Consider the following 22,359-nt stretch of genomic DNA (forward strand, 5'->3'; position numbering starts at 1 on the left):
TCATGGCCGAGCAAGCCGATGAAGGCGCAAGTCGCGCCCGGGACATGCGCAGGAAGAACCGGCGTACCGGCCTGATGGTGGGCGGGCTGGCGCTGTTCTTCTTCGTACTGCTGTTCGTCAAACGGCTGTGGCTGGGCTGACATGGCCGGGAAAAGCGGGCGCCTGGCGCTGAACCGCACCACCTTCGCCAAGCTGGTGGTGGTGGCCTGCGTGATGTTCGGCTTCGGCTATGCGCTGGTGCCGATCTATCGCCAGGTGTGCGAAGTCCTGGGCATCAACGTGCTGACGCAGAAGGACGGCACGGTGGCGCGTCCCGCCAACACCCAGGTCGACCTGACGCGCACCATCACCGTCGAGCTGGACGGCAATTCGCAGGGGCCGTGGCGCTTCCGTCCGACCCAGCGCAGCATCGAGGTGCATCCCGGCGAGATGGCGACCGTGGTCTACGAGGTGGTCAACACCCAGGGGCGTACCGTGAAGGCCCAGGCCATCCCGAGCTATGCGCCGCAGTCGGCCACGCCGCACTTCAAGAAGGTCGAGTGCTTCTGCTTCAGGGAGCAGGTGCTGGGCCCGCACGAGGCGCGCCAGATGCCGGTGGTGTTCTTCATCGATCCGGCCCTGCCGCGCGAGGTGAAGAACATCACGCTGTCGTACACCTTCTTCGAGATCGGCGGAGCGGTGGCAAAAAATGAATGAACCGCGCAAGGCAAGTTTCGGCGCGACCATGAAGGCCGTCTTCTGGTCCTTCTTCGGGGTGCGCAAGCGCAAGGATTACGAGCACGACGCCGCCAACCTGAACCCGATCCACGTGATCATCGGGGCGCTGATCGGGGTGGCGATCTTCATCGGCATCCTGCTGCTGGTGGTGCGGATCGCGGTAGCGAAATAAAGAGCAGAGCAAGAATTCGACAAATCAAAAGTTCGTTTGAGGAGATGAGAATGAGTTCGCCACAAAATGCGCCGTACTATTTCGTCCCCGGCCCCTCGCGGTGGCCGATGGCTGGGGGCATATCGATGCTCGTCACGATGGTCGGCGCAGCCGGCTGGGTAAACGGCGCGTCCTTCGGGCCGGGCGTGTGCATCGCCGGCATCCTGGCCATGCTCGTGGTCCTGTACTTCTGGTTCGGCGACGCCATCGGCGAGTCGGAGTCGGGCCAGTACAGCGCCCGCATCGACAGCTCCTACCGCTGGTCGATGAGCTGGTTCATCTTCTCGGAAGTGATGTTCTTCGGCGCCTTCTTCGGTGCGCTGTTCTATGCGCGCTCGATCTCGATGCCGTGGCTGTCGGACCTCGACCACAAGGTCATCTGGCCCGACTTCGCCGGCCACTGGGGCAACACCGGCCCGGCCGGCACCGTCGAGTCCTTCAACACGATGGGCCCGTTCCCGATTCCGACCATCAACACCGCGCTGCTGCTGACCTCGGGCGTGACGCTGACCATCGCCCACCACGCCCTGCGCCTGGGACACCGCAGCAAGACCGCCTTCTGGCTGTTCTGCACCATCCTGCTGGGCGCGGTCTTCATGGGCTTCCAGGCCTACGAATACCACCACGCCTACAGCGAGCTGAACCTGAAGCTGAGCTCGGGCATCTACGGTTCGACCTTCTTCATGCTGACCGGCTTCCACGGCTTCCACGTGACGATGGGCGCGATCATGCTGTCGGTGGTGCTGTACCGCGTGCTGAAGGGCCACTTTACGCCGGAACACCACTTCGCCTTCGAAGGCGCGGCCTGGTACTGGCACTTCGTGGACGTGGTGTGGCTGGGGCTGTACGTGGTTGTGTACTGGCTGTAAGCCGCTGTCGACAGGCATCGAAAACGGGGACGGCCCGCCGGTGTGGGCCTGTCCCCGATTTTTTAGCGCAAGCCGGTCGGCTGGATCCACCCCATCTTGTACGAAAACAGCACCAGCAGGAACAGCGTGATCGACAGCCCGACCCGCATCGCCAGCGCCTGCACGGTGCGGTTGCTGCGGCCTTTGTCGCGCATCAGGAAGAAGAGGGCGGAGGCGAGGCTGCCAAGGATGAGCACGAAAGCAACGGCGACGACGATCTTCATGGCTGGCCCCGATATGGAATAAGGCTATTGTATGCGACTTCGCTTCCGTTTCAGGACAGTCCCTTTTCTTGCCACACTCATCCTGGTCCTGCTCGGGATCGCGCTCGGCAACTGGCAGACCCGGCGCGCGGCCGAAAAGACGGTGCTGCAGGCCAGGCTGGCGCAGGGCATGGCGGCGGCGCCGCTGGCGCTCGACGGCAGCCCCGTCGATCCCGCCACGCTAGAGTTCCATCGTGTCATTGTGACGGGCGAATTCGTCCCCAACTGGCCCGTGTTCCTCGACAACCGCCCGCAGCAGGGCCGCACCGGATTCATTCTGCTGATGCCGTTTAAAATAGCGGGTTCGGACAAGCTGGTGCTGGTGGCGCGCGGCTGGCTGCCGCGCAATGCGGCCGAGCACGACCGGCTGCCGCCGTTCAGCACACCCGCCGGCCGCATCACGCTCGAGGGCAGGGCGCTGCGCCAGATGCCGCGCGTGATGCAGCTGGGGACGCCCGCGCCGCTCAAGCCGAACGCGATCGTGCAGAACACCGATCCAGGCGAACTGGCCCGCGCCAGCGGCCTGGATCTGCTGCCCTTCGTGGTCGAGCAGACCGGTCCCGCCGCGCCGGCGGAGGGCCTGCTGCGCGACTGGCCGATGCCCGGCGTGGACATCGACCGCCACAAGGGTTATGCCCTGCAGTGGTATGCGCTGGCCTTGATGGCCTTTCTATTTTTTGTGATAACAGGATTTCGAAGTGGACGACGTTAAACTGAGCAAGCCGGCCGATTCCCAACAACGCAAACGCGGCCGCTGGATGCTCTGGGTGGTGCTGCTGGTCTGCGCCTCGCCGATCATCGCGTCGTATTTCACCTTCTATGTGCTGAAGCCGGAAAAGCGCAACAACTACGGCACCCTGATCGACCAGCGCGCCCACCCGGTCCCGGCGCTGGCGACCGCCACCCTGGACGGCAAGCCGGCGGCACTCCAGCAGTTCAAGGGCAAGTGGGTGATGCTGATGGCGGCGCCCGGCGCCTGCGGCGAGGCCTGCCAGAAGCAGCTGTTCACGATGCGCCAGCTGCGCCTCATGCAGGGCAAGGAGATGGAGCGCATCGAGCGGGTCTGGCTGATCACCGACAGCGAACCGCTCGACACCATCGTGATCCGCGAATTCGACGGCACCCACATGCTGCGCGCCGATGCCCGGGCCGTGGCGAACTGGCTGCCGGCGGAGCCGGGGACCAGCGTGACCGACCATATCTACATGATCGACCCGCTGGGCCATTTGATGATGCGCTTCCCGAAGGATCCGGAACCGCGCAAAGTGTACAAGGACATCTACAAGCTGCTGAAGGCCTCTTCGGTCGGCTGAGTAACAAGAAATGCAAGCTTCGAATCTCATCCTGCTGGCCCTGACCGGCATCCTGGCCGCTTCCGTGCCGCTGTCCATGGTCTGGATGGCGACCGGCGCCCACCGCTACCGCAAGCTGGCCTGGGTGATCGCGTTCTTCACTTTCGACCTGATCGTGTTCGGCGGCTTCACCCGCCTGACCGATTCCGGCCTCGGCTGTCCCGACTGGCCGGGCTGCTACGGCGAGGCCAATCCCTTCCTGGCGCACGCGCACATCGCCGCCGCCGAAGCCCTGATGCCCACCGGCCCGGTGACGAAAATGAAAGCCTGGATCGAAATGATCCACCGCTTCCTGGCGATGGGCATCGGTTTCCTGATCATCGGCCTGATGATGGCGTCCTGGGTGACATGGCGGCGCACAAAGGGGCGCGCAGCTTCGCCATGGCTGCCGACGGTCCTGTTCATCTGGGTCTGCGTGCAGGGCGCGTTCGGCGCCTGGACCGTGACCCTGAAGCTGCAGCCGGTGATCGTCACCCTGCACCTGCTGTTCGGCATGACCCTGCTGGCGATGGCCGCCTGGCTTGGCGGGCGCGAGGATAATCTGCTGAATCCGGCGCCGGCCTTGGCCCCCGCGGACGCCCAGAAAATGGACAATGCGTTGCGCCGCCTGCGTCCGCTGGCCTGGCTGGCCGGCGCCGTGTTGCTGGTCCAGCTGGCCCTCGGCGGGTGGGTCAGTACCAATTATGCGACGCTTGCCTGCACCGACTTTCCACTCTGCCAAGGACAAATTGTCCCAGAGATGGACTTCCAACATGGCTTCACTTTGTGGCGCGAACTCGGCAAGACGGCGGCCGGCCATTACCTGCCGTTTTCGGCCTTGACCGCGATCCATTGGGTGCACCGTAACTTCGCCCTTGTCGTAGTGCTGGTGCTGGGCCTGACGGCCTGGCGCGCATGGCGCCTGCCGGGTCTGCACGGCACCGCCCGCAACATGGCTTTAGTATTATTTGTGCAAGCCCTGACGGGTATCGCCACCGTCTTCCTGAACTTCCCGCTCGCCATCGCCGTCCTGCATAACGCCGGGGCGGCCCTCCTTGTACTGCTGGTGACCATGCTAAACTACAAGGTACAGTATCAACTCGGATCGAAGCCGCAAGCCCGCCCTCATCCGGCAGCGGCTCCTGCGGGCCATTCATGATTACCCAAACCGCTACCCATAAACCGCCCAGCCGCGTCTCGCAGTACTGGGCGCTGACCAAGCCGCGCGTCACCCAGCTGGCCGTCTTCTGCGCCGTGATCGGCATGTTCCTGGCCACCGACGGCTTCCCAGGCTGGCACGTGCTGATCTGGGCCACGCTCGGCATCTGGCTGCTGGCCGGCGCCGCTTTCGCCGTCAACTGCCTGATCGAGGCCGAAGTCGACGCCCGCATGGCCCGCACCGCGCGCCGCGCCACCGCCATGGGCGAACTCTCGACCACGCAGACCCTGTTCTTCTCCGCCATCCTCGGCGGGGCCGGCATGGGCATTCTGTACACGATGGTCAATCCGCTGACCATGTGGCTGACCTTCGTCACCTTCGTCGGCTATGCGCTGATCTACACCGTCCTGCTGAAGCCGAACACGCCGCAGAACATCGTGATCGGCGGCCTGTCCGGCGCGATGCCGCCGGCGCTGGGCTGGGCGGCCGTCGCCAACACCGTGCCGATGGAAGCCTGGCTGCTGGTGCTGATCATCTTCGTCTGGACCCCGCCGCACTTCTGGGCGCTGGCGATGTACCGCCGCGACGACTACGTGCGTTCCGGCCTGCCGATGCTGCCGGTCACCCACGGCATGCAGTACACCGGCCTGCAGGTCTGGCTGTACTCGGTCGCGCTGGCGGCATGCACCTTGCTGCCGTTCGCGGTCGGCATGAGCGGCTGGCTCTATCTGCTGGCCGCGATCGGCCTGAACGCCGTGTTCCTGCGTTACGGCTGGCTGGTCCACAAGCACTACAGCGACCAGATCGCGCGCAAGGCGTTCGCCTGGTCCATCGTCTACCTGTCGCTGCTGTTCGCGGCGCTGCTGGTGGACCACTACGTGAAGCAATACCTGACTTTCTGACATGAAAAAACTGCTGCCCGTCCTCGTCGCCGCTGCATTGGCCCTGTCCCTGTCGGCATGCGACAAGCTCCCGGGCAAGCAGGCCGCCAGCTTCCAGAACACCGACGTCACCGGCCTCGATTACGCCAAGGGCTTCAGCCTGCTGGATCACACCGGCAAGCCGCGCACCCTGGCCGACTACAAGGGCAAGGTCGTGATCGTCTTCTTCGGCTACACCCAGTGCCCGGACGTGTGCCCGACCACGATGGCGGAGATGGCCAGCGTGATGCAAAAGCTCGGCCCGCAGGCCGACCAGGTGCAGGTGCTGTTCATCACCCTCGACCCCGAGCGCGACACCCCGCAACTGCTGGCCAGCTATGTGCCGGCCTTCGACAAGCGCTTCGTCGGCTTGTACGGCACGCCGGAGCAGACCGCGAAGACCGCCAAGGACTTCAAGGTGTTCTACTCGAAGGTGCCGGGATCGGCGCCGGGCAGCTACACCATCGACCACATGGCCGGCAGCTTCGTGTTCGACAAGGAGGGCAGGGTCCGCCTGTTCATCCGCCACGGCGTCGGCGCCGATTCGATCGTCCACGACGTCCGCCAGCTGCTGAGCTAAGGCGCCAGACCATGGACCGGCGGCCAGGCAGGAACACCACCCGCGCCGCCGCCGTCATCCTCCTCACGCTCGGCTGCCTCTACGTCCTGCTGCCCTTCCTGGCCGCGATCCTGTTCGCGGCCGCCGTCGTCATCTCGTCCTGGCCCCTGTACCTGCGGCTGCGCCAGCGCATGCGCGGACGGCGCACGCTGGCGGCGCTGACCATGACGCTCACGCTGACCCTGCTGATCGTGATCCCGCTGGCGCTGGTCGCCTGGAACCTGGCCGACAACGCCGCCGCCGCCCTCGAGGCGCTGCGCAGGCTCAGCGCCGGCGACCTGGAGACGCCGCCCTGGGTGCGCTCGATCCCGCTGCTCGGCGAGCAGATCGACCTCTACCTGCGTGAAATACTGGGCAGCCGCGACCGCATGATGGAAGTCGCGCGCCGCATGGCCGAGCCGGCCCGGCACTACCTGGTGGCCGGCGGCCTCGTGCTCGGCACCGGCGTCGTGCAGATGGCGCTGGCGGCCTTCGTCAGCTTCTTCTTCTATCGCGACGGCGAAACCCTGCATGCCGTGATCGCGGCCGCCGTGAAACGGGTCATGAGCGAGCAGGCCGAGCCGATCACCGACACCGTCGTCCAGACCGTGCGCGGCGTCATGTACGGCCTGCTGGGCACGGCGCTGGCCCAGTCCCTGGTGGCGGCGATCGGCTTTGCCATCGCGGGGATGCCGGCGGTGCTGCTGCTGTCGGCCCTGGTCTTCGTCTCCTCGCTGGTCCTGGTGGGGCCGCCCCTGATCTGGGGCGGCGCGGCGCTCTGGCTGTTCGCCCAGGGCAGCACCGGCTGGGGCATCTTCATGCTGGTGTGGGGATTTTTTGCGATCAGCGGCGTCGACAACGTGGTGCGGCCGATGCTGATCAGCCGCGGCTCCAGCCTGCCGTTCCTGCTGACCTTACTCGGCGTGCTGGGCGGCGTGATCGCCTTCGGCTTCGTCGGCCTGTTCATTGGACCGACCCTGCTGGCGGTGGGCTACTCGCTGATGAGCGGGTGGACGCAGACGAAGAATCCGATCGTGGAGCGGGAGGAGTAGCCGACATCCTTGCCGCTACCGGCTTCCCTCCCGGATCGCGGCGCCGGCTGGCAGAGGCGAGGCGGGCATCCTCTGCTCGTCCGCCGGGAAGCAGCGCGCCCGCAGGCGCATGAACGGCGTCTCCACCAGCCGGTGCAGCAGCCAGCCGCCCAGGATGCCGGCCGCCATCACCGCCACGATGGTCAGCGGCGCGGACGGATCGATGCTCCTCTTTTCCAGCTCGGGCCGCAGCGCCATGAACACCGGCTTGTGCACCAGGTAGACCGCATAGGACCACAGCGCCAGGCTGGGGGCGCCGGGAAGGCGCAGGCGGTTGAGCAGCGAACGCGGGCTGAGCGCCGCGCAGGTGAGCAGGGCGAAGCTGATGGCGGTCAGCGAGAAGCCGAAGCTGGAGCTCATGAACGGGGTCGGCAGGTCGTAACGCACGCCGTACAGCACCGCCGCCGCCATGCCGATGCCGGCCGCCAGCAGGGCATTCCCGTGTTTCAAGATGCGGTCGAACAGGGCAGGATGGAAATTCTTGACCAGGGCGATGGCGACGCCCGGCAGCAGCTCGTCGAAACGGGCCCAGGTCGCGTAGTACACCGGCGCCGCGAAGGCTTCCTGGCCATGCATGAAGGCCAGGCCGCGTGCAGTCATGCCGGCCGCGATGCCCGCGCCGATCGCGCACCACAGCAGGCGCGATGAACGCCGCCTGCCCGCCAGCGCCAGCACCGCCAGCGGCAGCACCAGGTAGAACTGCTCTTCGATGCACAGCGACCACGAATGCGTGAAGGTTTCGCCGTAGCGTAGCCCGACGTTCTGGGTGAACGTGAGATAACGCCAGGCCGGCGCCATGGTCTTGCCCCAGATCGCGCTGTGCGGCAGCAGCAGGTAGACGGCCAGCACCACGTAGTAGTTCGGCAGGGTGCGCAGCAGCCGGCGCGCAAAGAAGGTCTTCAATGACAGGCGTTCGCCGCGCGCCGCCGGCGCCAGCAACTGGTTGCCGATCAGGTAGCCGCTCAGGACGAAGAACAGGTCGACGCCGGCCCAGCCGACCTCGCCGATGAAGCCGAAGAGGGAGCCCTGGGCGACGAAGCCGTTGTAGTGGGACATCAGGACCAGCGCGATGGCGAGCGCGCGCAGGGTGTCCAGCCCGGCAAGGCGGGCGGTGGTGACAGTAGGGTTCATGCGGCCTTGAGCGAGCGACGATCCGTCGATTTCAGTCCAGTTCGTCCTCGTCGGCGCCCCGTTCCAGGCGCGGAATGACCTTCACCAGCAGGATGCGCGGGCCGTTGGTCTTCTTGACCACCACGTCGAAGCGCGGGAATTCGATGCGCTGGCCCTGCTTGGGAATATCGCCCAGCTTGGCCATCAGCAGGCCGCCCACCGATTCCACCTCGTCCAGGCCCATGGCTTCGTTGTCGATGTCGATGCCGAGCACGCGCTCGAGCGAGACGATCGGCAGGCTGGCCTTGCCGATGAAGGTGCCGTCGGCCTGGCGGATCCAGTCGTTCTCGTTGAGGCGGAACTCGTCGCGGATCTCGCCGACGATGGCGCCGAGCAGGTTGTCGAGGGTGATGAAGCCGACCGGGCGCTTGCCCTTTTCGCCGATCAGGGCGAAGTGCGGGGCGCCGGTGCGGAAGCGGCGGAACAGTTCGATCGCCGGGGTGCGCGCCGAGATCGTCTCGACCGGGCGCAGGAATTCGGTCAGGTCGGTCACGTTCTTGCCGGCCTGCTGGGCGAAGAACAGGTCCTTCAGGTGGATCACGCCCAGCACTTCCTCGCCTTCCGCGTCGAAATACGGATAGCGCGAGAAGCGGTTGCGGCGCATCGTGTCGAGGTTCTGCTCGAGCGAGCGGCTGGCGTACAGCGCGCTCACCTCGTTAATCGGGCGCATCAGGTCGGCCACCGAGTGCTCGCCGAATTCCAGCGACTGCGCCAGGATATGGCGTTCGTCGTGGGTGAACCTTTCCTTTTCGCCTTTTTCACCGGTGGTGCTGGTGTTGGTGCGCAGGATCAGCTTCAGTTCTTCGTTCGAGTAATGCGTCTCGTGGCCGCCGGCGCCGGACAGGCCGGCAACGCGCAGCACCAGGTTGGCGCTGGCGTTCAGCAGCCAGATCGCCGGGTACATCGCCCAGTAGAAGCCATACAGCGGCAGCGCGCTCCACAGGCCGACCGCTTCCGGGATACGGATCGCCAGCGACTTCGGCGCCAGTTCGCCAACCACGATGTGCAGGAAGGAGATCACGCCGAAGGCGATCACGAAGGAGACGCCGTGGATCACCTGCGGGCTGGTCACGCCGGCGAAGGCGAAGGCCGGTTCGAGCAGGCGGGCAAAGGCGGGTTCGCCGACCCAGCCCAGGCCCAGCGAGGCCAGGGTGATGCCGAGCTGGCAGGCCGACAGGTAGGCGTCGAGCTGGCTATGGACCTTGTAGAGGATGCGGCCCTGCAGGCCGCCGCTTTTCGCGATCGCGCGCACGCGGGTCTTGCGCAGCGTGACGATGCCGAACTCGGCCGCCACGAAAAAGCCGTTCAGCACCACCAGCAACAGCGCCAGAACGACCAATAGAATGTTTTCCATACAGATGTAAGTTAATCAACAAGCAAGCCGATGCATTGTACAGCCTGCCGCAAGCTCAGGCGGCGGTGGAGATTTCTTTTTGCACAGCCCCAAGGATGGCCTCGACCGCCGGGTGCTTGATCTTGCGTTCGTTCGAGATCACGTAGAACTGCTCGCGCACGCTCGGCACCGCACCGACCTCGAGCGCGCCGAACTGTTCCGCGATCTCGGACGCCAGCGCGGCCGGCGCGAAAAACAGGCCGAGACCGCGCCGTCCGAAGGTGTTGAGCAGGGCGTTGTCTTCGAACTCGCCGACCACGTCGGGCCTGGCGCCGACCTGCACGAACCATTCGTCGATCTTGCCGCGCAGGGCATTATTACGCGTCGGCAGCAGGAAGGGCGCGCCGTTCAGATTCTTCGGGAAATCTTTTCCGTACCTGTCCACCAGGTTCGGCGCGCCCACCACCAGCATCTCGCTTTCGAATAACTGGTGACTGAATACCTTCAGCGCGCTGCCCGGCTGCACTTCGCGGTCGGTCAGCACCACATCCAGCTTGTGCAGGGCGAGGTCGGCCAGCAGGGCCTCGAAATTGTCTTCGTAACAGACCAGGCGCACCTGCTTGTCGATCCCCATCGCCGCTTCCAGCATGCGGTAGGCGGACAGCTTCGGCAGCGAGTCGGAGATGCCGACCGACAGCCGGATCCGTCCACTGTCGGCCTCGCTCACCGCTTCCTGCATCTGCAGGCCCAGCAGGAAGATCTGGTCCGCATAGTTCATCGCGACCCGCCCGGCCTCGGTCAGCACCAGGCGCCGGCCCTGCTGCGAGAACAGGGTCTTGCCGAGCGACTGCTCGAGCTGGGTCAGCTGCGAACTGACGGTCTGTACCGCCAGGCTCAGGCGCTCGGCAGCGCGCGTGATGCCGCCTTCCTTGGCGACCACCCAGAAGTAGTAGAGGTGGCGGAAATTCAGGTCGTTTTTCATCGTCGGGACCGTTAACTCAAGTTTTTTCGAAGTAATTCTCTCATTATCTTCGCTTTTTCCTTTCCCGTCACCCCTCTACACTGCGTGCTGTCATCAACGAAACAAGAACAAAGAGGAATCCAAGATGAAGCATTTCAGGGTGTCATTTCTTGTCACCGCACTTTGCCTGGCGGCGTCGGGCTGGTGGGGCTATACGCACGGCGGGCCTGCCGGCGCGCTGACCGCAATCGGCGTCGCCGCGATCCTGGCCGTGATGGAAGTCTCGCTGTCCTTCGATAACGCGGTGGTCAACGCCTCGGTCCTGAAGACCTGGGACGCGTTCTGGAAAAAGCTGTTCCTGGGCGTCGGCATCATCGTCGCCGTGTTCGGCATGCGCTTGCTGTTCCCGCTGGTAATCGTCGCGGTGGCGGCCGACCTCGGCATGGGCGACGTCTGGAAGATGGCGCTGGAGAACCCGAAAGAGTACTCGATGCACCTGACCAACCACCACGCCGAGGTGGCGGCCTTCGGCGGCATGTTCCTGCTGCTGGTGTTCCTGAACTTCCTGTTCGACGACGAGAAGGAACACCACTGGCTGGGCCACTTCGAAGAGAAGCTGGGTTCGCTGGGCAAGGTGTCCTCGATCTCGGTGATGATCGCGATCGGCGCCCTGATGGCCAGCCTGTCGCTGGTGGCGGAAGGCCAGAAGATGGTGGTGCTGATGTCCGGCCTGTGGGGCATCCTGATTTACGTCGGCGTCGACGTGCTGTCGAACATGCTCGAGAAGTCGGAAGAGGGCGGCGGCGAGGTCGGCGACATGGTCAAGCGCGGCGGTATCGGCGGCTTCCTGTACCTGGAAGTGCTGGATGCGTCGTTCAGCTTCGACGGCGTGATCGGCGCCTTCGCGATCACCAACGACGTCGTGATCATCATGCTGGGCCTGGCGATCGGCGCAATGTTCGTGCGTTCGCTGACGGTCTACCTGGTGGACAAGGGCACGCTCGACGAGTTCGTCTACCTGGAGCACGGCGCTCACTACGCGATCGGCATCCTGGCGCTGATCATGCTGGCAAGCATGAAGTTCCATGTGCCCGAACTGGTGACCGGCCTGGCTGGCGTGGCCTTCATCGGCGCCTCGCTGTGGTCCTCGCTCCGCTACCGCAAGCGTATGGAAGCGATGGGGCTGGACAAGAAAGAACTGGCGCACGTCGAATAAACGGGATGGTGGGCACGGGGTGCCCACCGCAAGGAACCTGCTGCGAACGGCAGAACACCAGTTCGCGGCATGTAGCAAGAAGGTGTTCAACCAAAACAAAGGAGAGTCAACATGGCAATCAGTCTGCAAAAAGGCGGCAACGTCAACCTGTCGAAAGAAGCCCCGGGCCTGGTCAACATGAAGGTCGGCCTGGGCTGGGACGTACGCGCCACCGATGGCGCCGCGTTCGACCTGGACGGCGTCGTGTTCCTGCTGAACCAGTCGGGCAAGGTGCGCTCGGATGCCGACTTCATCTTCTACAACAACCTGAAATCGGCTGATGGCTCGATCGTCCACTCGGGCGACAACCGCACCGGCGAAGGCGAAGGCGACGACGAATCCGTCTCGATCGACCTGTCGAAGGTGCCGGCCGACGTCGACCGCGTGGTGCTCGCCGTGACCATCCACGACGGCGAAGCGCGCCGCCAGAACTTCGGCATGGTCGGCAAGGCCTTCATCCGCTGCGTGAACGCCGCCAACAACAGCGAAATCGCCCGCTACGACCTGTCCGAAGACGGTTCGACCGAATCGGCCATGGTCTTCGGCGAGGTGTATCGTAACGGCACGGACTGGAAGTTCCGCGCGGTGGGCCAGGGCTTCAACGGCGGTCTCGGCCCCCTCGCCAAGAACTACGGCGTGGCCGTCTAAGCACGCAGCATCGCCGCCCCTCCCGAGTCCGCGGGCGGGGCGGTCACCACCCCTGACAAGAGGAAGCCAAGCAAATGCCAAAATTTACCGTGACTGGTGACGTCGATCCTTTCCTGCACGTGGCCATGCGCCAGGGCGAAACCATCTACTGCGAGTCCGACGCGATGGTGATGATGGAATCGACGCTCGACCTGAAGGGCAAGATGAAAGGTGGCCTGGGGGCGGCGCTGATGCGCACCTTCGCCAACGGCGAGTCCTTCTTCCAGCAGCACATCGAGGCCAGCCGCGGCGACGGCGACTGCCTGCTGTCGCCGACCCTGCCGGGCGCGATGCAGGTGATCGACTGCGGCCCGGGCAGCCACTACATCATCAGCGACGGCGCTTTCGTCGCGGCCAGTTCCGGCGTCGACCTGAAGGTGCGCACCCAGAGCCTGGGCAACGCCCTGTTCGCGCAGAGCGGCGGCTTTTTCGTCACGGAAACGACGGGCAGCGGCCAGGTGGTGGTGTCGGGCTTCGGCTCGATGAGCATGCTGGACGTCGAACCGGGCAAGGACGCGATCATCGACAACTCGCACGTCGTGGCCTGGGATTCGACCCTGCGCTACGAAGTCTCGGTCACGACCGGCACCAGCAGCGGCTTCCTGGGCAACCTGATCAACAGCCAGACCAGCGGCGAGGGCATCGTCCTGCGCTTCTCCGGTCGCGGCAAGATTTACGTCTGTTCGCGCAACCGCGCCGCCTTCAAGGCCTGGATGCAGACGCCGGCGCGCTGAGCGAACCAACTTAACAACAAGGAGTTTTCATCATGGCAGTCAACCTGCAAAAAGGTCAGAAGATCTCGCTCGAGAAGGAAGCCGGCGGCGCGCTGTCGCGCGTCACGATGGGCCTGGGCTGGGACGTCGCCAAATCCAAGGGCTTCTTCGGCTTCGGCGGCGGCAAGAGCGAGAGCATCGACCTCGACGCCTCGGTCGTGATGTTCGACGAATCCAACCACCCGGTCGATGTGGTCTGGTTCCGCCAGCTCAAGAGCCGCGACGGCAGCATCGTGCACACCGGCGACAACCGCACCGGCGCCGGCGACGGCGACGATGAGCAGATCGTCGTCGACCTGCGCACCGTGCCGCCCCAGGTAAGGTCGCTGGTGTTCACCGTGAACAGTTTCACCGGCCAGAACTTCTCGACCGTGCAGAACGCCTTCTGCCGCATCTTCGACACCAACAACGGCAAGGAGATCGCGCGCTACGACCTGTCGGTGCAGGGCTCGCACACGGCCCAGATCATGGCCAAGCTGTACCGTCATAACGGCGAATGGAAGATGCACGCGATCGGCGAGAACGGCACCGGCCGCACCTTCGACGACCTGATGCCCCTGATTACGCCTCACCTGTAATCGCACACCGTCTTTAGCAGTTCCCGCGCGGACACCGTCTCCGTCCACGCGTTCCCGGCCCGGGCGGCTTGGCGTCCGGGCTCTTTTGCGGCTCCTTCGGGAGCCGCTTTTTTTCGACCTCACCCTGTCAGAAATAAAAGTTCGCGGAAATCCCCACGTGGCTGCCGTCGATCTCCCTGCCGCGCGCCTTGAAGCTTTCGTGCACGTAGCGCAGCTTGATGCCGGTGTTCGGATCCGCGAAGTATTCCGCTTCCACCACGGCGCTCGTGGTGTTGGCGAAGCTGGCGTTCGCCTCGGGGGCCTTGCCGTTGCTGCTCAGCTTCGGGCTGACCGTGTAGCGTGCGCCGCCGCCCACGCGGAAGACCGGGTTCGGCTGGTAATAAGCGATCAGCTCGATCGGAAAGCGCTCGAAGCGCAGGTCGCCGTTCCAGGCGCTGGCGTCGTCGACGTGGTAGTTGATCGTGCCTTGCAGCGAGAACTCGGGGATGATGTGGTAGTCCATGCCGGCGGTGAGGTAGACGAAGCCGCCGGCATGGATGTCCACCGCGCGGCCGTCTTCATATTGGCCGCTGGCCAGCCTGTCGCCGCCGCCGCTCAGGCCTATCCCGAACAGCAGGCGCACCGGCTGCGGGGCCGGTTCGACGCCCTGGGCCCGGGCGCCCTGCAGCGTGAACTGGGCCAGCAGCGGCGCCATGAGGGCAAGTATGCGCTTGTTCATGCGACCCCCTCGGGTGTCATGGAGATTGCACGAGTATGAAGACGCCATCCTTGGCGCCCAGCGCCGCGATCAAAGTGGCGACGGCCGTGTTGTGTCATCCTTACAGCTTCACTTCATCGGCGCCAGCTTTCCGTCGACCCGGCGCAGCAGCCCCAGCGGATTGTCGCTCTGCAGCGCCGGCGGCAGCAGTTCGTCCGGCATGTCCTGGTAGCAGACCGGCCGCAGGAAACGGAAGATGGCGAGGCAAGAATTATTTATAGCCGATGGTTATCGGTATTCCGGGCCGGTTATCTCAGCCGTGGCGTGGAAGGGGCAGGGGCGAAGGGCGTAGGGCGCCCTGAAAGCTGTTCGGAGGGTGTTTAGCGATAACGATGTGTTATCGGGGCGGGCTCGGGATCGCGATCAGCCCGATGTGCTTTCGAGGCCGATGCTCGATCGGCATGCAGTTTGCCTGGCGGTTTGCGCGCTCCGCCGGCCGGACGAGAACAAAGCGCTGCCCGCGGATCGAGGCGCCGGCGTGGATCAGGACGGAGCGGACAGCTTCAGGCGCACGTCAAACGTGCTGCCCAGGCCGGCGCCGGCGCTGCGGCCTTCCACGCTGCCGCCATGCGCCTCGACGAGGCTTTTGACGAGCGCGAGCCCGAGGCCCAGGCCGCTATTGCGCGCATCCGACGAACGCTCCGCCTGGGTGTACAGGTCGAACAGGTGTGCCATCGCACCGGGCGCGATGCCGATGCCGTTGTCGGCCACCCGCACCAGCAGCCAGTCCGCGTCCGTGCGCACGGTGAGGTCGATGCGGCCGCCGTCCGGCGTGTAGCGGATCGCATTGCCCAGCAGGTTCGCGACGATCTGGATGAGCCGGGTACGGTCGCCATCGACGGTGCATGGTGTGCACGGCACATGCTGCGCAACGGCGTGGCCCTTCGCGCTTGCCGCCGGCGCGTGCTGCTCGACAGCCGCGCCGACAACGTCCCGCATGTCGATCGCGGTGCGGGTGAGCGACACCAGGCCGCGGCTGACGCGCGAGACGTCGAGCAAGTCCTCGACCAGTCGGCTCATGTGCCCGCTCTGGCGCGTGATCAGCTGGCCCAGCTTGACGCCCTGGCTGCCCTGGGCGCCGCCGTAATCGTTGCCCTTTTCCAGCAGCTGGGCCGCCATCGCCACCGCCGACAGGGGCCCGCGCAGTTCGTGGCTGAGGATGGACAGGAATTCGTCCTTGCGCCGGTCGGCCGAGACCAGCGCGCTGGCCTTTTCGTTCAGGCGCACGTTCAGCGCCTTGACTTCCTCGTTGGTGTATTCCAGGCGGGCCGTCACCGCCAGCAATTCATCCTGTTTCGCCTGCAGCGCCGCCAGCGCATCGCTCAGTTCTTTGTTGTGGTGGTGGGCATCGGACAGCGCAACCGCGTTCGGCAGCCCGGCAAGTTGGGCCATGGCCATGTCGATCGCGCCGAGATCGAGTTCCATCCCCTGGGCTGGAAAAGCCTGGGCCACGACGATCTGCGTACCCGCTGCCCCGATCCCGATCTCGCAACTGTCCATCAAGCGGTGCACGGCCAGGATACGCTCGTCGCCGCGCCGGTGCCCGTCGTCTTTCGGGCTGCCCCGGCCCTGGTCGTCGACCGCCACCACCAAGGCCTGACGCCCGTCGAGCTCGCCGATGAAGAAGCGCACGCTGCCGCGGGATGTGTGGATGCAGGCGTTGCGGGCCAGTTCCGAGACGGCCGTCGCGATGCGGGTCTGCTCGTGGTTGCCGAAGCCGCACAAGGCGGTAATCTGGCGCGCACGCAGGCGCGACGCGATGACGTCGATCTCGCTGCGGATGGCCACCGTCAACAAGAGGTGCAGTGGGGCATGGTTCTCCAGCATGGCTTCGGATGGCGTGTGTCGCATCCCGGCATTATCCGCCAGGAAAGCTCGCCAGTGTTGGAATCGTTTTGCACACTAGTGGGTATGCACGGGTAAAGGTGTTATAGTCGATCGGTTATACCCACGAGACCCGATGCCCGCTCGGTCGGTTGATGAAGTACGCCGCTGGACCTCCACGGAGCAACGATGACCGCCGCCACGCCCCCTACCACGACCTCCTGCCTTCCCAATGTCGCCAGCTTCCTCGAGGCGCAGCGCGATGCCATCCAGGCCCAATGGGAAGCACATCTCGACATCCACACGCTGGCCAACCGCAAGGTCAAGAAGGAGACGCAACGCAGCCAGTGCGCGGATTTCATGACGGCCTTCGTGAAAGCGATGCGCGACGATCCCACTGCGAACATCGAAAGCCGCGCCTGGAACGACATGCGCAAGGTGCTGGAAGAGATCTCGTCCACGCGCGCCAAGGCGGGCTCGACGGCCAGCGACACGGCGACCTTCATCTTTTCGATCAAGCAGCCGATCTTCGCCCTGCTGCGCGACAGCCTGGCCGGGCAGCCGACCGTCCTGGCCAGCGCCGTATGGACGCTCGGTACGGTGCTGGATGCCCTAGGCTTGTACACAGTCGAGCTGTTCCAGCGCGGCCGTGACCAGATCGTCGCGCGCCAGCAGCTTGAATTGCTGGAGCTGTCGACCCCGGTCATCAGCCTGTGGAAAGGCGTGCTGGCCTTGCCGCTGATCGGCACGCTCGACAGCATGCGCGCCCAGGTCGTCATGGAAAGCATCCTGGAAAAAATCGTGTCGACCGGCGCGACGATCGCCATCATCGACATCACGGGCGTACCGACCGTCGACACGCTCGTCGCCCAGCATTTGATGAAGACGATCGCGGCCGCGCGCCTGATGGGCGCGGATTGCATCATCAGCGGCATCCGTCCGCAGATCGCCCAGACCATCGTCCACCTCGGCGTCGACCTGCAGAACGTGACGACCAAGGCGACGTTGGCCGATGCCTTCGTGGTGGCGCTCGAGCGCACCGGCGCGCACGCGCGCTTCTGAACCACCCCTGAACCGCCGGGGGGCGCCGGACAGGCGGTGCAAAGACGCGGCCTTCATGGGGACGCCGTTCATGCAGGCTTGCGCAACGCACCAGACACAGTGCGTCGGTTCATTTTTGACGCACATCGGACTAATGAGGGGAAGCGGAAACAGTCGGCGTCGCGTGCAACCATGCCAAGCAAGCTTTGTGAAACGCTCTCGGCTATTTGTTTTTTGTCCCCAGCGCCGCTCAAGCCAGCTGCATCGAGCGCACGCAATCCCGTCCGCCCCGTTTTGCCTCGTACATGAGCTTGTCCGCCGCCGAGATCAGCTCGTCCAGCGTGTGGCTGCTGCCGTCGCCCAGCTCGGCGGAGGCGACGCCGAAGCTGGCCGTCGTGCAGACCGTGTTGCTGCCGTCGGCGGACCGGCTGGCGGTCGCGGCGAAGCGGGTGCGCAGCCGTTCGGCAAAATGGATGCCGCCTTCGAGGCCGGTATCGGGCAGGATCGCCAGGAACTCCTCGCCGCCATAGCGGACCACGCTGTCGGTGCCCTTGCGCGTCATGCTGTCGAGCAGCCTGGCAAAGCTGCGGATCACTTCGTCGCCGTCGGCATGGCCGTAGGTATCGTTGATGCGCTTGAAGTTGTCGATGTCGCACAGCACGACCGTCAGGCTGCGGCCGTGGCGCGGCGCCGGCCCCGCCTGCGGCTGCATCAGCTGGTCGACCAGGTAGCGCCGGTTGTAGCAGCCGGTCAGGTGGTCGCGCTCCGCCGCATACTGGAGCTGCGCCTGCGCCCGGTATTCCTCGCGCGAGGCGCGGTTGAAGCGCCGCGCCGCCAGCGCGCCGAAGGCGTTCGCCAGCGTCAGCAGCATGCTCATCGTCACGATGTCGGCGGGCGTCATGCGGGTCAGGAACAGGGCGAGCGCCAGCAGTCCCACGGTCGAGGCGAAGGCCAGCAGCAGCGCGTTGCGGAAGCTGTTCGGGATGTAGAGATAGACGACGATCAGCATGATCGCCAGCGACATCGCATGCCAGTGGAATTCCGCCGGGCGCAGCGTGGCGATGAACATGAAGCAGCCGAGCGCCACGGCTTCCGACACCGACGCCGCGATCCGCATCGCGCGCACGCTCAGGCTGCTGCGGTAGGCCAGCCAGGCACAGGCGCCGGCGGTGGCGGCCACCGCCATGCGCGCGCCGAGCAGGGACAGGAAGGCTTGCCCATATCCGAGCGCGGCGAGGTCGGTGACCGAAAAGGCCACGTAGAACACCGTGCAAAAGACCAGCGTAAAGCCGAGCAGGCGCTGGGTTTGTGCCTGCCGGTCCCGGAGGAACGCGGTTTCATCCGCGCGAAGGGCAAACTCTCCGGTCAGCGCGTCGAATCGACTACTTGGGAAAGACATGGGAATGCTTGAGCATGCTGAATGTTCAGCATTGTCCCACGTTAATCCAAGGAAATATGCACACATTCCCACCCATGCGGCATCAATGCCCGCGCTTTTGCACCAGCGCCGTGCCGATGCCGTGGCGGTGGCCTTCGCTCACCGCGGTCACGGTGCCGTCCGGATTGAACACCAGCGCATTCGCGGCCCCGATCTCTTCCGGCGGCGGGCTGGTTTCCCACTTGTGGCCGAAGTTCTCCAGCCCGCGCGCCTGCTGGGTGCCGATGAAGCCCGGCTCCACCGAGGTCTCCTTGGCATTGCGCTGCGACAGGCGCGGCGCGTCGATCGCCTTGTCCATCGGCATGCCGAGGTCGAGGTAATTGACGATGGTCTGCAGCACGGTGGTGATGATGGTTGCGCCGCCCGGGCTGCCGATGGTGAAGGCCGGCTTGCCGTCCTTCAGCACGATGGTCGGCGCCATGCTGCTGCGCGGGCGCTTGCCGGCTTCCGGGATGTTCGGCGCCGGGCCGGTGAAGTCGAAGTCGGTCATCTCGTTGTTCAGCAGGAAGCCGTAGCCCGGCACCACGATGCCGCTGCCGCCCCAGGATTCGATGGTGAAGGTATAGGAGACGACGTTGCCTTCCTTGTCCGAGACGGTCAGGTGGGTGGTGTGCGTGCCTTCCTGGATCAGTTTCTGTTGCGGACGCAGCGGGAAGCTCTGGTCGTTCTCGTACAGGAAGGCGTCGCCGGCCGGCACCACGGCGGCGGCCTTGTCGGGACGGATCAGCGAGCGGCGCTGGGCCGCGAACTGCTTCGACAGGATGCCGTCGATCGGGGCGTCGACGTATTCCGGATCGGCCAGGTAGGCGTTGCGGTCGGCGAAGGCCAGGCGGCTGGCTTCCAGGTACAGGTGCTCGACGTTCGGGCGCGGCATCGCTTTCAGGTCGTAGCCTTCGAGGATGTTGAGGGCTTCGGCCACCGTGACGCCGCCGCTGCTGGGCAGGGACATGCCGTAGACGTCGTAGCCGCGGTAGGTCGAGCGCACCGGCTGGCGGATGCGGGCTTCGTAGTTGGCCAGGTCGGCCATCGACATCGCGCCCGGCCGTATCGGGGCGCCCGCAGTGCTCCTGGCCGCCAGCGGCGGACGGTTCACCGCGCCGACGATCGCCTGCGCCATCGGTCCCTCGTAGAAGGCTTTGTAGCCGCGCGCGGCGATCTCGCGGTAGGCCTTGGCCATGTCCGGGTTCTTCAGGATCGTGCCGGTCGGGACGGCCTTGCCATTCTTCAGGTAGAGCTGGCTGGTGCTCGCGAACAGCTGAAATTTACCTTCATTTTCGGCGGTTAAGTTATGAAATGTTTCACTGACCGGGAAGCCCTTCGTCGCCACCTCGATCGCCGGCGCCAGCACCTGCTTGAAGGACATGGTGCCGTAGCGCTGCAGGGCTTCATGCCAGCCGCGCACCGTGCCCGGCACGCCGACCGAGGCGCCGCTGGCGACCGCCGTGTCGAAGTCGATCGGCTTGCCGTTTTCCTGGAACACGGACGGGCTGAACGAGGCGGGTGCGGTCTCGCGGTGGTCGATCGTGATCACGCGCTTGTCCTTGGCCAGGTAGATGACCATGAAGCCGCCGCCGCCGATGCCGCAGCTGAACGGGTCGGTCACGCCCAGCGTTGCGGCGGCGGCGACGGCGGCGTCGATCGCATTGCCGCCCTTGTTGAGGATGGCGATGGCCGAGGCGGACGCCTTTTCGCTGATGGTGGCGACGGCGCCCCCGGTGCCGGTGGCGACCGGTGTCTTGGCCAGCGCCAGCGGCGGCGCGAGGACGATGGACAGGATCAGGGCGCCGGCAAGTGCTTTGGTAGAGATGGTCATGGGCTGGAGATGTTGAGCGTGACAGGGATGACGTAACCCGGGCGCGTGCTGACGCCGCTGCGCACGGGCGGAATGCTGGCCGGGTCGAGCGCCACGCGCGCGCCGTGCAGCGCCTTGGGCGTGGCGGCCAACTGGTCCGGGCCGAGCGAGAACTCTTCGGCGCCTTCCGGGCCGTTCAGCACGAACTGGAAGCTCAGCCGTCCGGCCCAGACGCAGCGTGCGTTGGCCGGGCAGCGGCTGTCGCTGAAGCTGTCATAGGTAAGGGTGGTGGTGCCGGACAGGGAAACGCGCTGGCCCGGCTGCAGCGGATAGGTCCCGCCCTTGATCGGCGCACTGGCGCAGGCGGTCAATCCGGTCAGGGCAAGCAGGGCGATCCACTTCATTGCATGTTTCCGATTATTTGCGGAAAGCCAATCATAGCAAAGTTGCCAGCCAGAGCAGGGTGCGGTCGTGTCGCGGAATTGTCTCGGCCAGCTGCGCACGGTTGGACACAATTGACTATTTTTTAATACGCTTCCGGTATCATCGAGCTCAATTTCATCAATTCTGGCAGAGCGCGCATGACGACACAGACAGAGCGGTTCGACGGACTCGGATTCGAGCTGCTGCGCCGGCAGCTGGAAGAACGCATCGGCCACTTCCTGGCGGAGAGCCCGGACCAGGCCGACCTCCTGACGCGGGCCATGCGCGCGGGTGCGCTCAGCGCCGGCAAGCGCATGCGGCCGCTGCTGCTGATGCTGGTGGCGCGCGACCTCGGCTGCGACTCGCCGGCCCTGGTCGACGTCGCCTGCGCGGTCGAGATGGTGCATGCAGCCTCGCTGATCCTCGACGACATGCCGTGCATGGACAACGCCATGCTTCGCCGCGGCAAGCCCACGATCCACGTGCAGTTCGGCGAGGACGTCGCGATCCTGGCCGCGATCGGCCTGCTCAGCCGCGCCTTCGGCATCCTGGCCTCGTCGCGCGAGATTCCGGCCGCGATCCGCGCCCGCCTGGTGGCCAGGCTGTCCGAGACGATCGGCGACCAGGGCTTGGTCAAGGGCCAGTTCCTCGACCTGCGCGGCGGCCAGCGCAGCGCGGAAGACATCGCCGTCACCAACGAACTGAAGACCGGCGTGCTGCTGGGCGTGGCGGTCGACATGGCCGCCATCATCGCCGAGACCGACGACTGCGTGGCGGCGTCGCTGCGCGCCTTTGCGCTGGCGGCCGGGCACGCCTTCCAGCTCCGCGACGACTTCCAGGACGGTCCCGGCAACGACAGCGCGGTCACCGGCAAGGACACCGGCAAGGACCTCGGCAAGGCCACCCTGATCAACACCGTCGGCCATGACGAGGCGCGGCGCCGGCTCGCCGCCCACCTCGAGGATGCCGAACGCCACCTGAGCGCGGCCCTGGGCGCAAGGGGGCATACGCGGCGCTTCGTGGCCGGCCTGTTCGCCAGGACCCATCCGGGCGTCCAGTTCGGGCCGGGGTGCGGCGCGCACCGCCAGGCCGCCGGCGCCAGGGTGGGCCTGGCGCGCCACTGACGAGG

The 22,359-nt window shown here is 65.5% G+C and carries 25 protein-coding genes; 16 read left to right on the forward strand and 9 right to left on the reverse strand.

From position 1 onward, the window contains the following. Positions 1-2 precede the first annotated feature (2 nt). Genes AM586_RS28280 through AM586_RS19665 form a run of 4 tightly spaced genes read left to right on the forward strand, consistent with a single transcriptional unit; the run spans position 3 to position 1,797 of the window. Positions 3-140: a hypothetical protein gene (locus tag AM586_RS28280; protein ID WP_156328152.1), complete on the forward strand. Its 138-nt coding sequence runs from the start codon at positions 3-5 to the stop codon at positions 138-140. Between the two features lies 1 nt (position 141). After that, entirely contained in the window at positions 142-696 is a 555-nt protein-coding gene (locus AM586_RS19655) for a cytochrome c oxidase assembly protein (protein WP_052233524.1), read from the forward strand. Beyond that, positions 689-889, forward strand: a complete 201-nt coding sequence (locus AM586_RS19660; protein ID WP_052233523.1) for a DUF2970 domain-containing protein — start codon at positions 689-691, stop codon at positions 887-889. Before AM586_RS19655 ends, AM586_RS19660 begins: the two co-directional genes overlap by 8 nt. A 50-nt stretch (positions 890-939) precedes the next feature. Next, positions 940-1,797 carry a cytochrome c oxidase subunit 3 gene (locus AM586_RS19665; protein ID WP_052233522.1) on the forward strand — a complete coding sequence of 286 codons (858 nt, stop codon included), beginning with the start codon at positions 940-942 and terminating at the stop codon, positions 1,795-1,797. Between the two features lie 62 nt (positions 1,798-1,859). On the opposite strand, the gene AM586_RS19670 is transcribed toward AM586_RS19665, so the two are convergent. Beyond that, the gene (locus AM586_RS19670) at positions 1,860-2,060 is read right to left on the reverse strand and encodes a twin transmembrane helix small protein (RefSeq protein ID WP_052233521.1); all 201 of its coding nucleotides are present in this window, start codon (positions 2,058-2,060) and stop codon (positions 1,860-1,862) included. 31 nt (positions 2,061-2,091) lie between these two features. Between AM586_RS19670 and AM586_RS19675 the strand changes: the two genes are divergently transcribed. The 6 genes from AM586_RS19675 to AM586_RS19700 are packed head-to-tail and all read left to right on the forward strand — an operon-like array spanning position 2,092 to position 7,159. Beyond that, entirely contained in the window at positions 2,092-2,811 is a 720-nt protein-coding gene (locus AM586_RS19675; RefSeq protein WP_052233520.1) for an SURF1 family protein, read from the forward strand. Between the two features lie 46 nt (positions 2,812-2,857). Then, positions 2,858-3,412: a redoxin domain-containing protein gene (locus AM586_RS19680; protein WP_109370588.1), complete on the forward strand. Its 555-nt coding sequence runs from the start codon at positions 2,858-2,860 to the stop codon at positions 3,410-3,412. 10 nt (positions 3,413-3,422) lie between these two features. Continuing rightward, a complete protein-coding gene (locus AM586_RS19685) occupies positions 3,423-4,589 on the forward strand; it encodes a heme A synthase (RefSeq protein ID WP_052233519.1) in 1,167 nt (388 codons plus the stop codon). After that, positions 4,586-5,491 (forward strand): heme o synthase, encoded by a 906-nt coding sequence (cyoE, locus tag AM586_RS19690; protein WP_052233518.1) that lies wholly within the window; start codon positions 4,586-4,588, stop codon positions 5,489-5,491. Before AM586_RS19685 ends, cyoE begins: the two co-directional genes overlap by 4 nt. A gap of 1 nt (position 5,492) precedes the next feature. Continuing rightward, positions 5,493-6,089 carry an SCO family protein gene (locus AM586_RS19695; protein ID WP_052233517.1) on the forward strand — a complete coding sequence of 199 codons (597 nt, stop codon included), beginning with the start codon at positions 5,493-5,495 and terminating at the stop codon, positions 6,087-6,089. Positions 6,090-6,100: 11 nt separating this feature from the next. Further along, positions 6,101-7,159 carry an AI-2E family transporter gene (locus AM586_RS19700; RefSeq protein ID WP_052233516.1) on the forward strand — a complete coding sequence of 353 codons (1,059 nt, stop codon included), beginning with the start codon at positions 6,101-6,103 and terminating at the stop codon, positions 7,157-7,159. Positions 7,160-7,174: 15 nt separating this feature from the next. Here AM586_RS19700 and AM586_RS19705 read toward each other — a convergent pair whose 3' ends face one another. Genes AM586_RS19705 through nhaR form a run of 3 tightly spaced genes read right to left on the reverse strand, consistent with a single transcriptional unit; the run spans position 7,175 to position 10,683 of the window. Then, a complete protein-coding gene (locus tag AM586_RS19705; protein WP_082439410.1) occupies positions 7,175-8,329 on the reverse strand; it encodes an acyltransferase in 1,155 nt (384 codons plus the stop codon). A 31-nt stretch (positions 8,330-8,360) separates the two neighbouring features. Continuing rightward, entirely contained in the window at positions 8,361-9,722 is a 1,362-nt protein-coding gene (locus AM586_RS19710) for a hemolysin family protein (RefSeq protein ID WP_052233515.1), read from the reverse strand. Between the two features lie 55 nt (positions 9,723-9,777). Further along, positions 9,778-10,683, reverse strand: a complete 906-nt coding sequence (nhaR, locus tag AM586_RS19715; RefSeq protein ID WP_052233514.1) for a transcriptional activator NhaR — start codon at positions 10,681-10,683, stop codon at positions 9,778-9,780. Positions 10,684-10,807: 124 nt separating this feature from the next. Between nhaR and AM586_RS19720 the strand changes: the two genes are divergently transcribed. The 4 genes from AM586_RS19720 (at position 10,808) to AM586_RS19735 (ending at position 13,955) form a co-directional block, all read left to right on the forward strand. Beyond that, positions 10,808-11,878 (forward strand): DUF475 domain-containing protein, encoded by a 1,071-nt coding sequence (locus AM586_RS19720; RefSeq protein ID WP_052233513.1) that lies wholly within the window; start codon positions 10,808-10,810, stop codon positions 11,876-11,878. A 111-nt stretch (positions 11,879-11,989) separates the two neighbouring features. Then, a complete protein-coding gene (locus AM586_RS19725; RefSeq protein WP_052233512.1) occupies positions 11,990-12,565 on the forward strand; it encodes a TerD family protein in 576 nt (191 codons plus the stop codon). A gap of 74 nt (positions 12,566-12,639) precedes the next feature. Beyond that, positions 12,640-13,338, forward strand: coding sequence for a TIGR00266 family protein (locus AM586_RS19730; protein ID WP_052233511.1), 699 nt, complete (start codon positions 12,640-12,642; stop codon positions 13,336-13,338). 32 nt (positions 13,339-13,370) lie between these two features. Then, positions 13,371-13,955: a TerD family protein gene (locus tag AM586_RS19735; RefSeq protein WP_052233510.1), complete on the forward strand. Its 585-nt coding sequence runs from the start codon at positions 13,371-13,373 to the stop codon at positions 13,953-13,955. A 127-nt stretch (positions 13,956-14,082) separates the two neighbouring features. Here the strand turns inward: AM586_RS19735 and AM586_RS19740 are convergent, their stop codons facing one another. Further along, entirely contained in the window at positions 14,083-14,673 is a 591-nt protein-coding gene (locus tag AM586_RS19740; RefSeq protein WP_162600566.1) for an outer membrane beta-barrel protein, read from the reverse strand. A gap of 522 nt (positions 14,674-15,195) precedes the next feature. Next, complete coding sequence (locus AM586_RS19745; protein ID WP_109370493.1) at positions 15,196-16,563, reverse strand: sensor histidine kinase; 1,368 nt, start codon at positions 16,561-16,563, stop codon at positions 15,196-15,198. 162 nt (positions 16,564-16,725) lie between these two features. Here AM586_RS19745 and AM586_RS19750 point away from each other — a divergent pair, with 162 nt between their 5' ends. Next, entirely contained in the window at positions 16,726-17,598 is an 873-nt protein-coding gene (locus AM586_RS19750) for an STAS domain-containing protein (protein ID WP_052233507.1), read from the forward strand. Between the two features lie 229 nt (positions 17,599-17,827). Here AM586_RS19750 and AM586_RS19755 read toward each other — a convergent pair whose 3' ends face one another. From AM586_RS19755 to AM586_RS19765, 3 genes are all read right to left on the reverse strand, one after another. Beyond that, on the reverse strand, positions 17,828-18,976 hold the full coding sequence (locus AM586_RS19755; protein WP_052233506.1) for a GGDEF domain-containing protein: 1,149 nt from the start codon (positions 18,974-18,976) through the stop codon (positions 17,828-17,830). Positions 18,977-19,058: 82 nt separating this feature from the next. After that, the gene (gene ggt, locus AM586_RS19760) at positions 19,059-20,828 is read right to left on the reverse strand and encodes a gamma-glutamyltransferase (RefSeq protein ID WP_052233505.1); all 1,770 of its coding nucleotides are present in this window, start codon (positions 20,826-20,828) and stop codon (positions 19,059-19,061) included. Beyond that, positions 20,825-21,211 carry a hypothetical protein gene (locus tag AM586_RS19765; protein ID WP_052233504.1) on the reverse strand — a complete coding sequence of 129 codons (387 nt, stop codon included), beginning with the start codon at positions 21,209-21,211 and terminating at the stop codon, positions 20,825-20,827. The genes ggt and AM586_RS19765 overlap by 4 nt, the downstream gene beginning before the upstream one ends. Before the next feature lie 177 nt (positions 21,212-21,388). Between AM586_RS19765 and AM586_RS19770 the strand changes: the two genes are divergently transcribed. Beyond that, on the forward strand, positions 21,389-22,354 hold the full coding sequence (locus AM586_RS19770) for a polyprenyl synthetase family protein (protein WP_052233503.1): 966 nt from the start codon (positions 21,389-21,391) through the stop codon (positions 22,352-22,354). Positions 22,355-22,359 lie beyond the last annotated feature (5 nt).

The organism is Massilia sp. WG5, from assembly GCF_001412595.2.
In the GTDB taxonomy this organism is placed as follows: Bacteria; Pseudomonadota; Gammaproteobacteria; order Burkholderiales; family Burkholderiaceae_D; genus Telluria.

What these genes read in the sequence shown, in the direction of transcription:
- AM586_RS28280 (WP_156328152.1), top strand. Translation starts at nt 3, where the DNA reads ATGGCCGAGCAAGCCGATGAAGGCGCAAGTCGCGCCCGGGACATGCGC.
- AM586_RS19655 (WP_052233524.1), top strand. Translation starts at nt 142, where the DNA reads ATGGCCGGGAAAAGCGGGCGCCTGGCGCTGAACCGCACCACCTTCGCC.
- AM586_RS19660 (WP_052233523.1), top strand. Translation starts at nt 689, where the DNA reads ATGAATGAACCGCGCAAGGCAAGTTTCGGCGCGACCATGAAGGCCGTC.
- AM586_RS19665 (WP_052233522.1), top strand. Translation starts at nt 940, where the DNA reads ATGAGTTCGCCACAAAATGCGCCGTACTATTTCGTCCCCGGCCCCTCG.
- AM586_RS19670 (WP_052233521.1), bottom strand. Translation starts at nt 2,060, where the DNA reads ATGAAGATCGTCGTCGCCGTTGCTTTCGTGCTCATCCTTGGCAGCCTC.
- AM586_RS19675 (WP_052233520.1), top strand. Translation starts at nt 2,092, where the DNA reads ATGCGACTTCGCTTCCGTTTCAGGACAGTCCCTTTTCTTGCCACACTC.
- AM586_RS19680 (WP_109370588.1), top strand. Translation starts at nt 2,858, where the DNA reads ATGCTCTGGGTGGTGCTGCTGGTCTGCGCCTCGCCGATCATCGCGTCG.
- AM586_RS19685 (WP_052233519.1), top strand. Translation starts at nt 3,423, where the DNA reads ATGCAAGCTTCGAATCTCATCCTGCTGGCCCTGACCGGCATCCTGGCC.
- cyoE (WP_052233518.1), top strand. Translation starts at nt 4,586, where the DNA reads ATGATTACCCAAACCGCTACCCATAAACCGCCCAGCCGCGTCTCGCAG.
- AM586_RS19695 (WP_052233517.1), top strand. Translation starts at nt 5,493, where the DNA reads ATGAAAAAACTGCTGCCCGTCCTCGTCGCCGCTGCATTGGCCCTGTCC.
- AM586_RS19700 (WP_052233516.1), top strand. Translation starts at nt 6,101, where the DNA reads ATGGACCGGCGGCCAGGCAGGAACACCACCCGCGCCGCCGCCGTCATC.
- AM586_RS19705 (WP_082439410.1), bottom strand. Translation starts at nt 8,329, where the DNA reads ATGAACCCTACTGTCACCACCGCCCGCCTTGCCGGGCTGGACACCCTG.
- AM586_RS19710 (WP_052233515.1), bottom strand. Translation starts at nt 9,722, where the DNA reads ATGGAAAACATTCTATTGGTCGTTCTGGCGCTGTTGCTGGTGGTGCTG.
- nhaR (WP_052233514.1), bottom strand. Translation starts at nt 10,683, where the DNA reads ATGAAAAACGACCTGAATTTCCGCCACCTCTACTACTTCTGGGTGGTC.
- AM586_RS19720 (WP_052233513.1), top strand. Translation starts at nt 10,808, where the DNA reads ATGAAGCATTTCAGGGTGTCATTTCTTGTCACCGCACTTTGCCTGGCG.
- AM586_RS19725 (WP_052233512.1), top strand. Translation starts at nt 11,990, where the DNA reads ATGGCAATCAGTCTGCAAAAAGGCGGCAACGTCAACCTGTCGAAAGAA.
- AM586_RS19730 (WP_052233511.1), top strand. Translation starts at nt 12,640, where the DNA reads ATGCCAAAATTTACCGTGACTGGTGACGTCGATCCTTTCCTGCACGTG.
- AM586_RS19735 (WP_052233510.1), top strand. Translation starts at nt 13,371, where the DNA reads ATGGCAGTCAACCTGCAAAAAGGTCAGAAGATCTCGCTCGAGAAGGAA.
- AM586_RS19740 (WP_162600566.1), bottom strand. Translation starts at nt 14,673, where the DNA reads ATGAACAAGCGCATACTTGCCCTCATGGCGCCGCTGCTGGCCCAGTTC.
- AM586_RS19745 (WP_109370493.1), bottom strand. Translation starts at nt 16,563, where the DNA reads ATGCGACACACGCCATCCGAAGCCATGCTGGAGAACCATGCCCCACTG.
- AM586_RS19750 (WP_052233507.1), top strand. Translation starts at nt 16,726, where the DNA reads ATGACCGCCGCCACGCCCCCTACCACGACCTCCTGCCTTCCCAATGTC.
- AM586_RS19755 (WP_052233506.1), bottom strand. Translation starts at nt 18,976, where the DNA reads ATGTCTTTCCCAAGTAGTCGATTCGACGCGCTGACCGGAGAGTTTGCC.
- ggt (WP_052233505.1), bottom strand. Translation starts at nt 20,828, where the DNA reads ATGACCATCTCTACCAAAGCACTTGCCGGCGCCCTGATCCTGTCCATC.
- AM586_RS19765 (WP_052233504.1), bottom strand. Translation starts at nt 21,211, where the DNA reads ATGAAGTGGATCGCCCTGCTTGCCCTGACCGGATTGACCGCCTGCGCC.
- AM586_RS19770 (WP_052233503.1), top strand. Translation starts at nt 21,389, where the DNA reads ATGACGACACAGACAGAGCGGTTCGACGGACTCGGATTCGAGCTGCTG.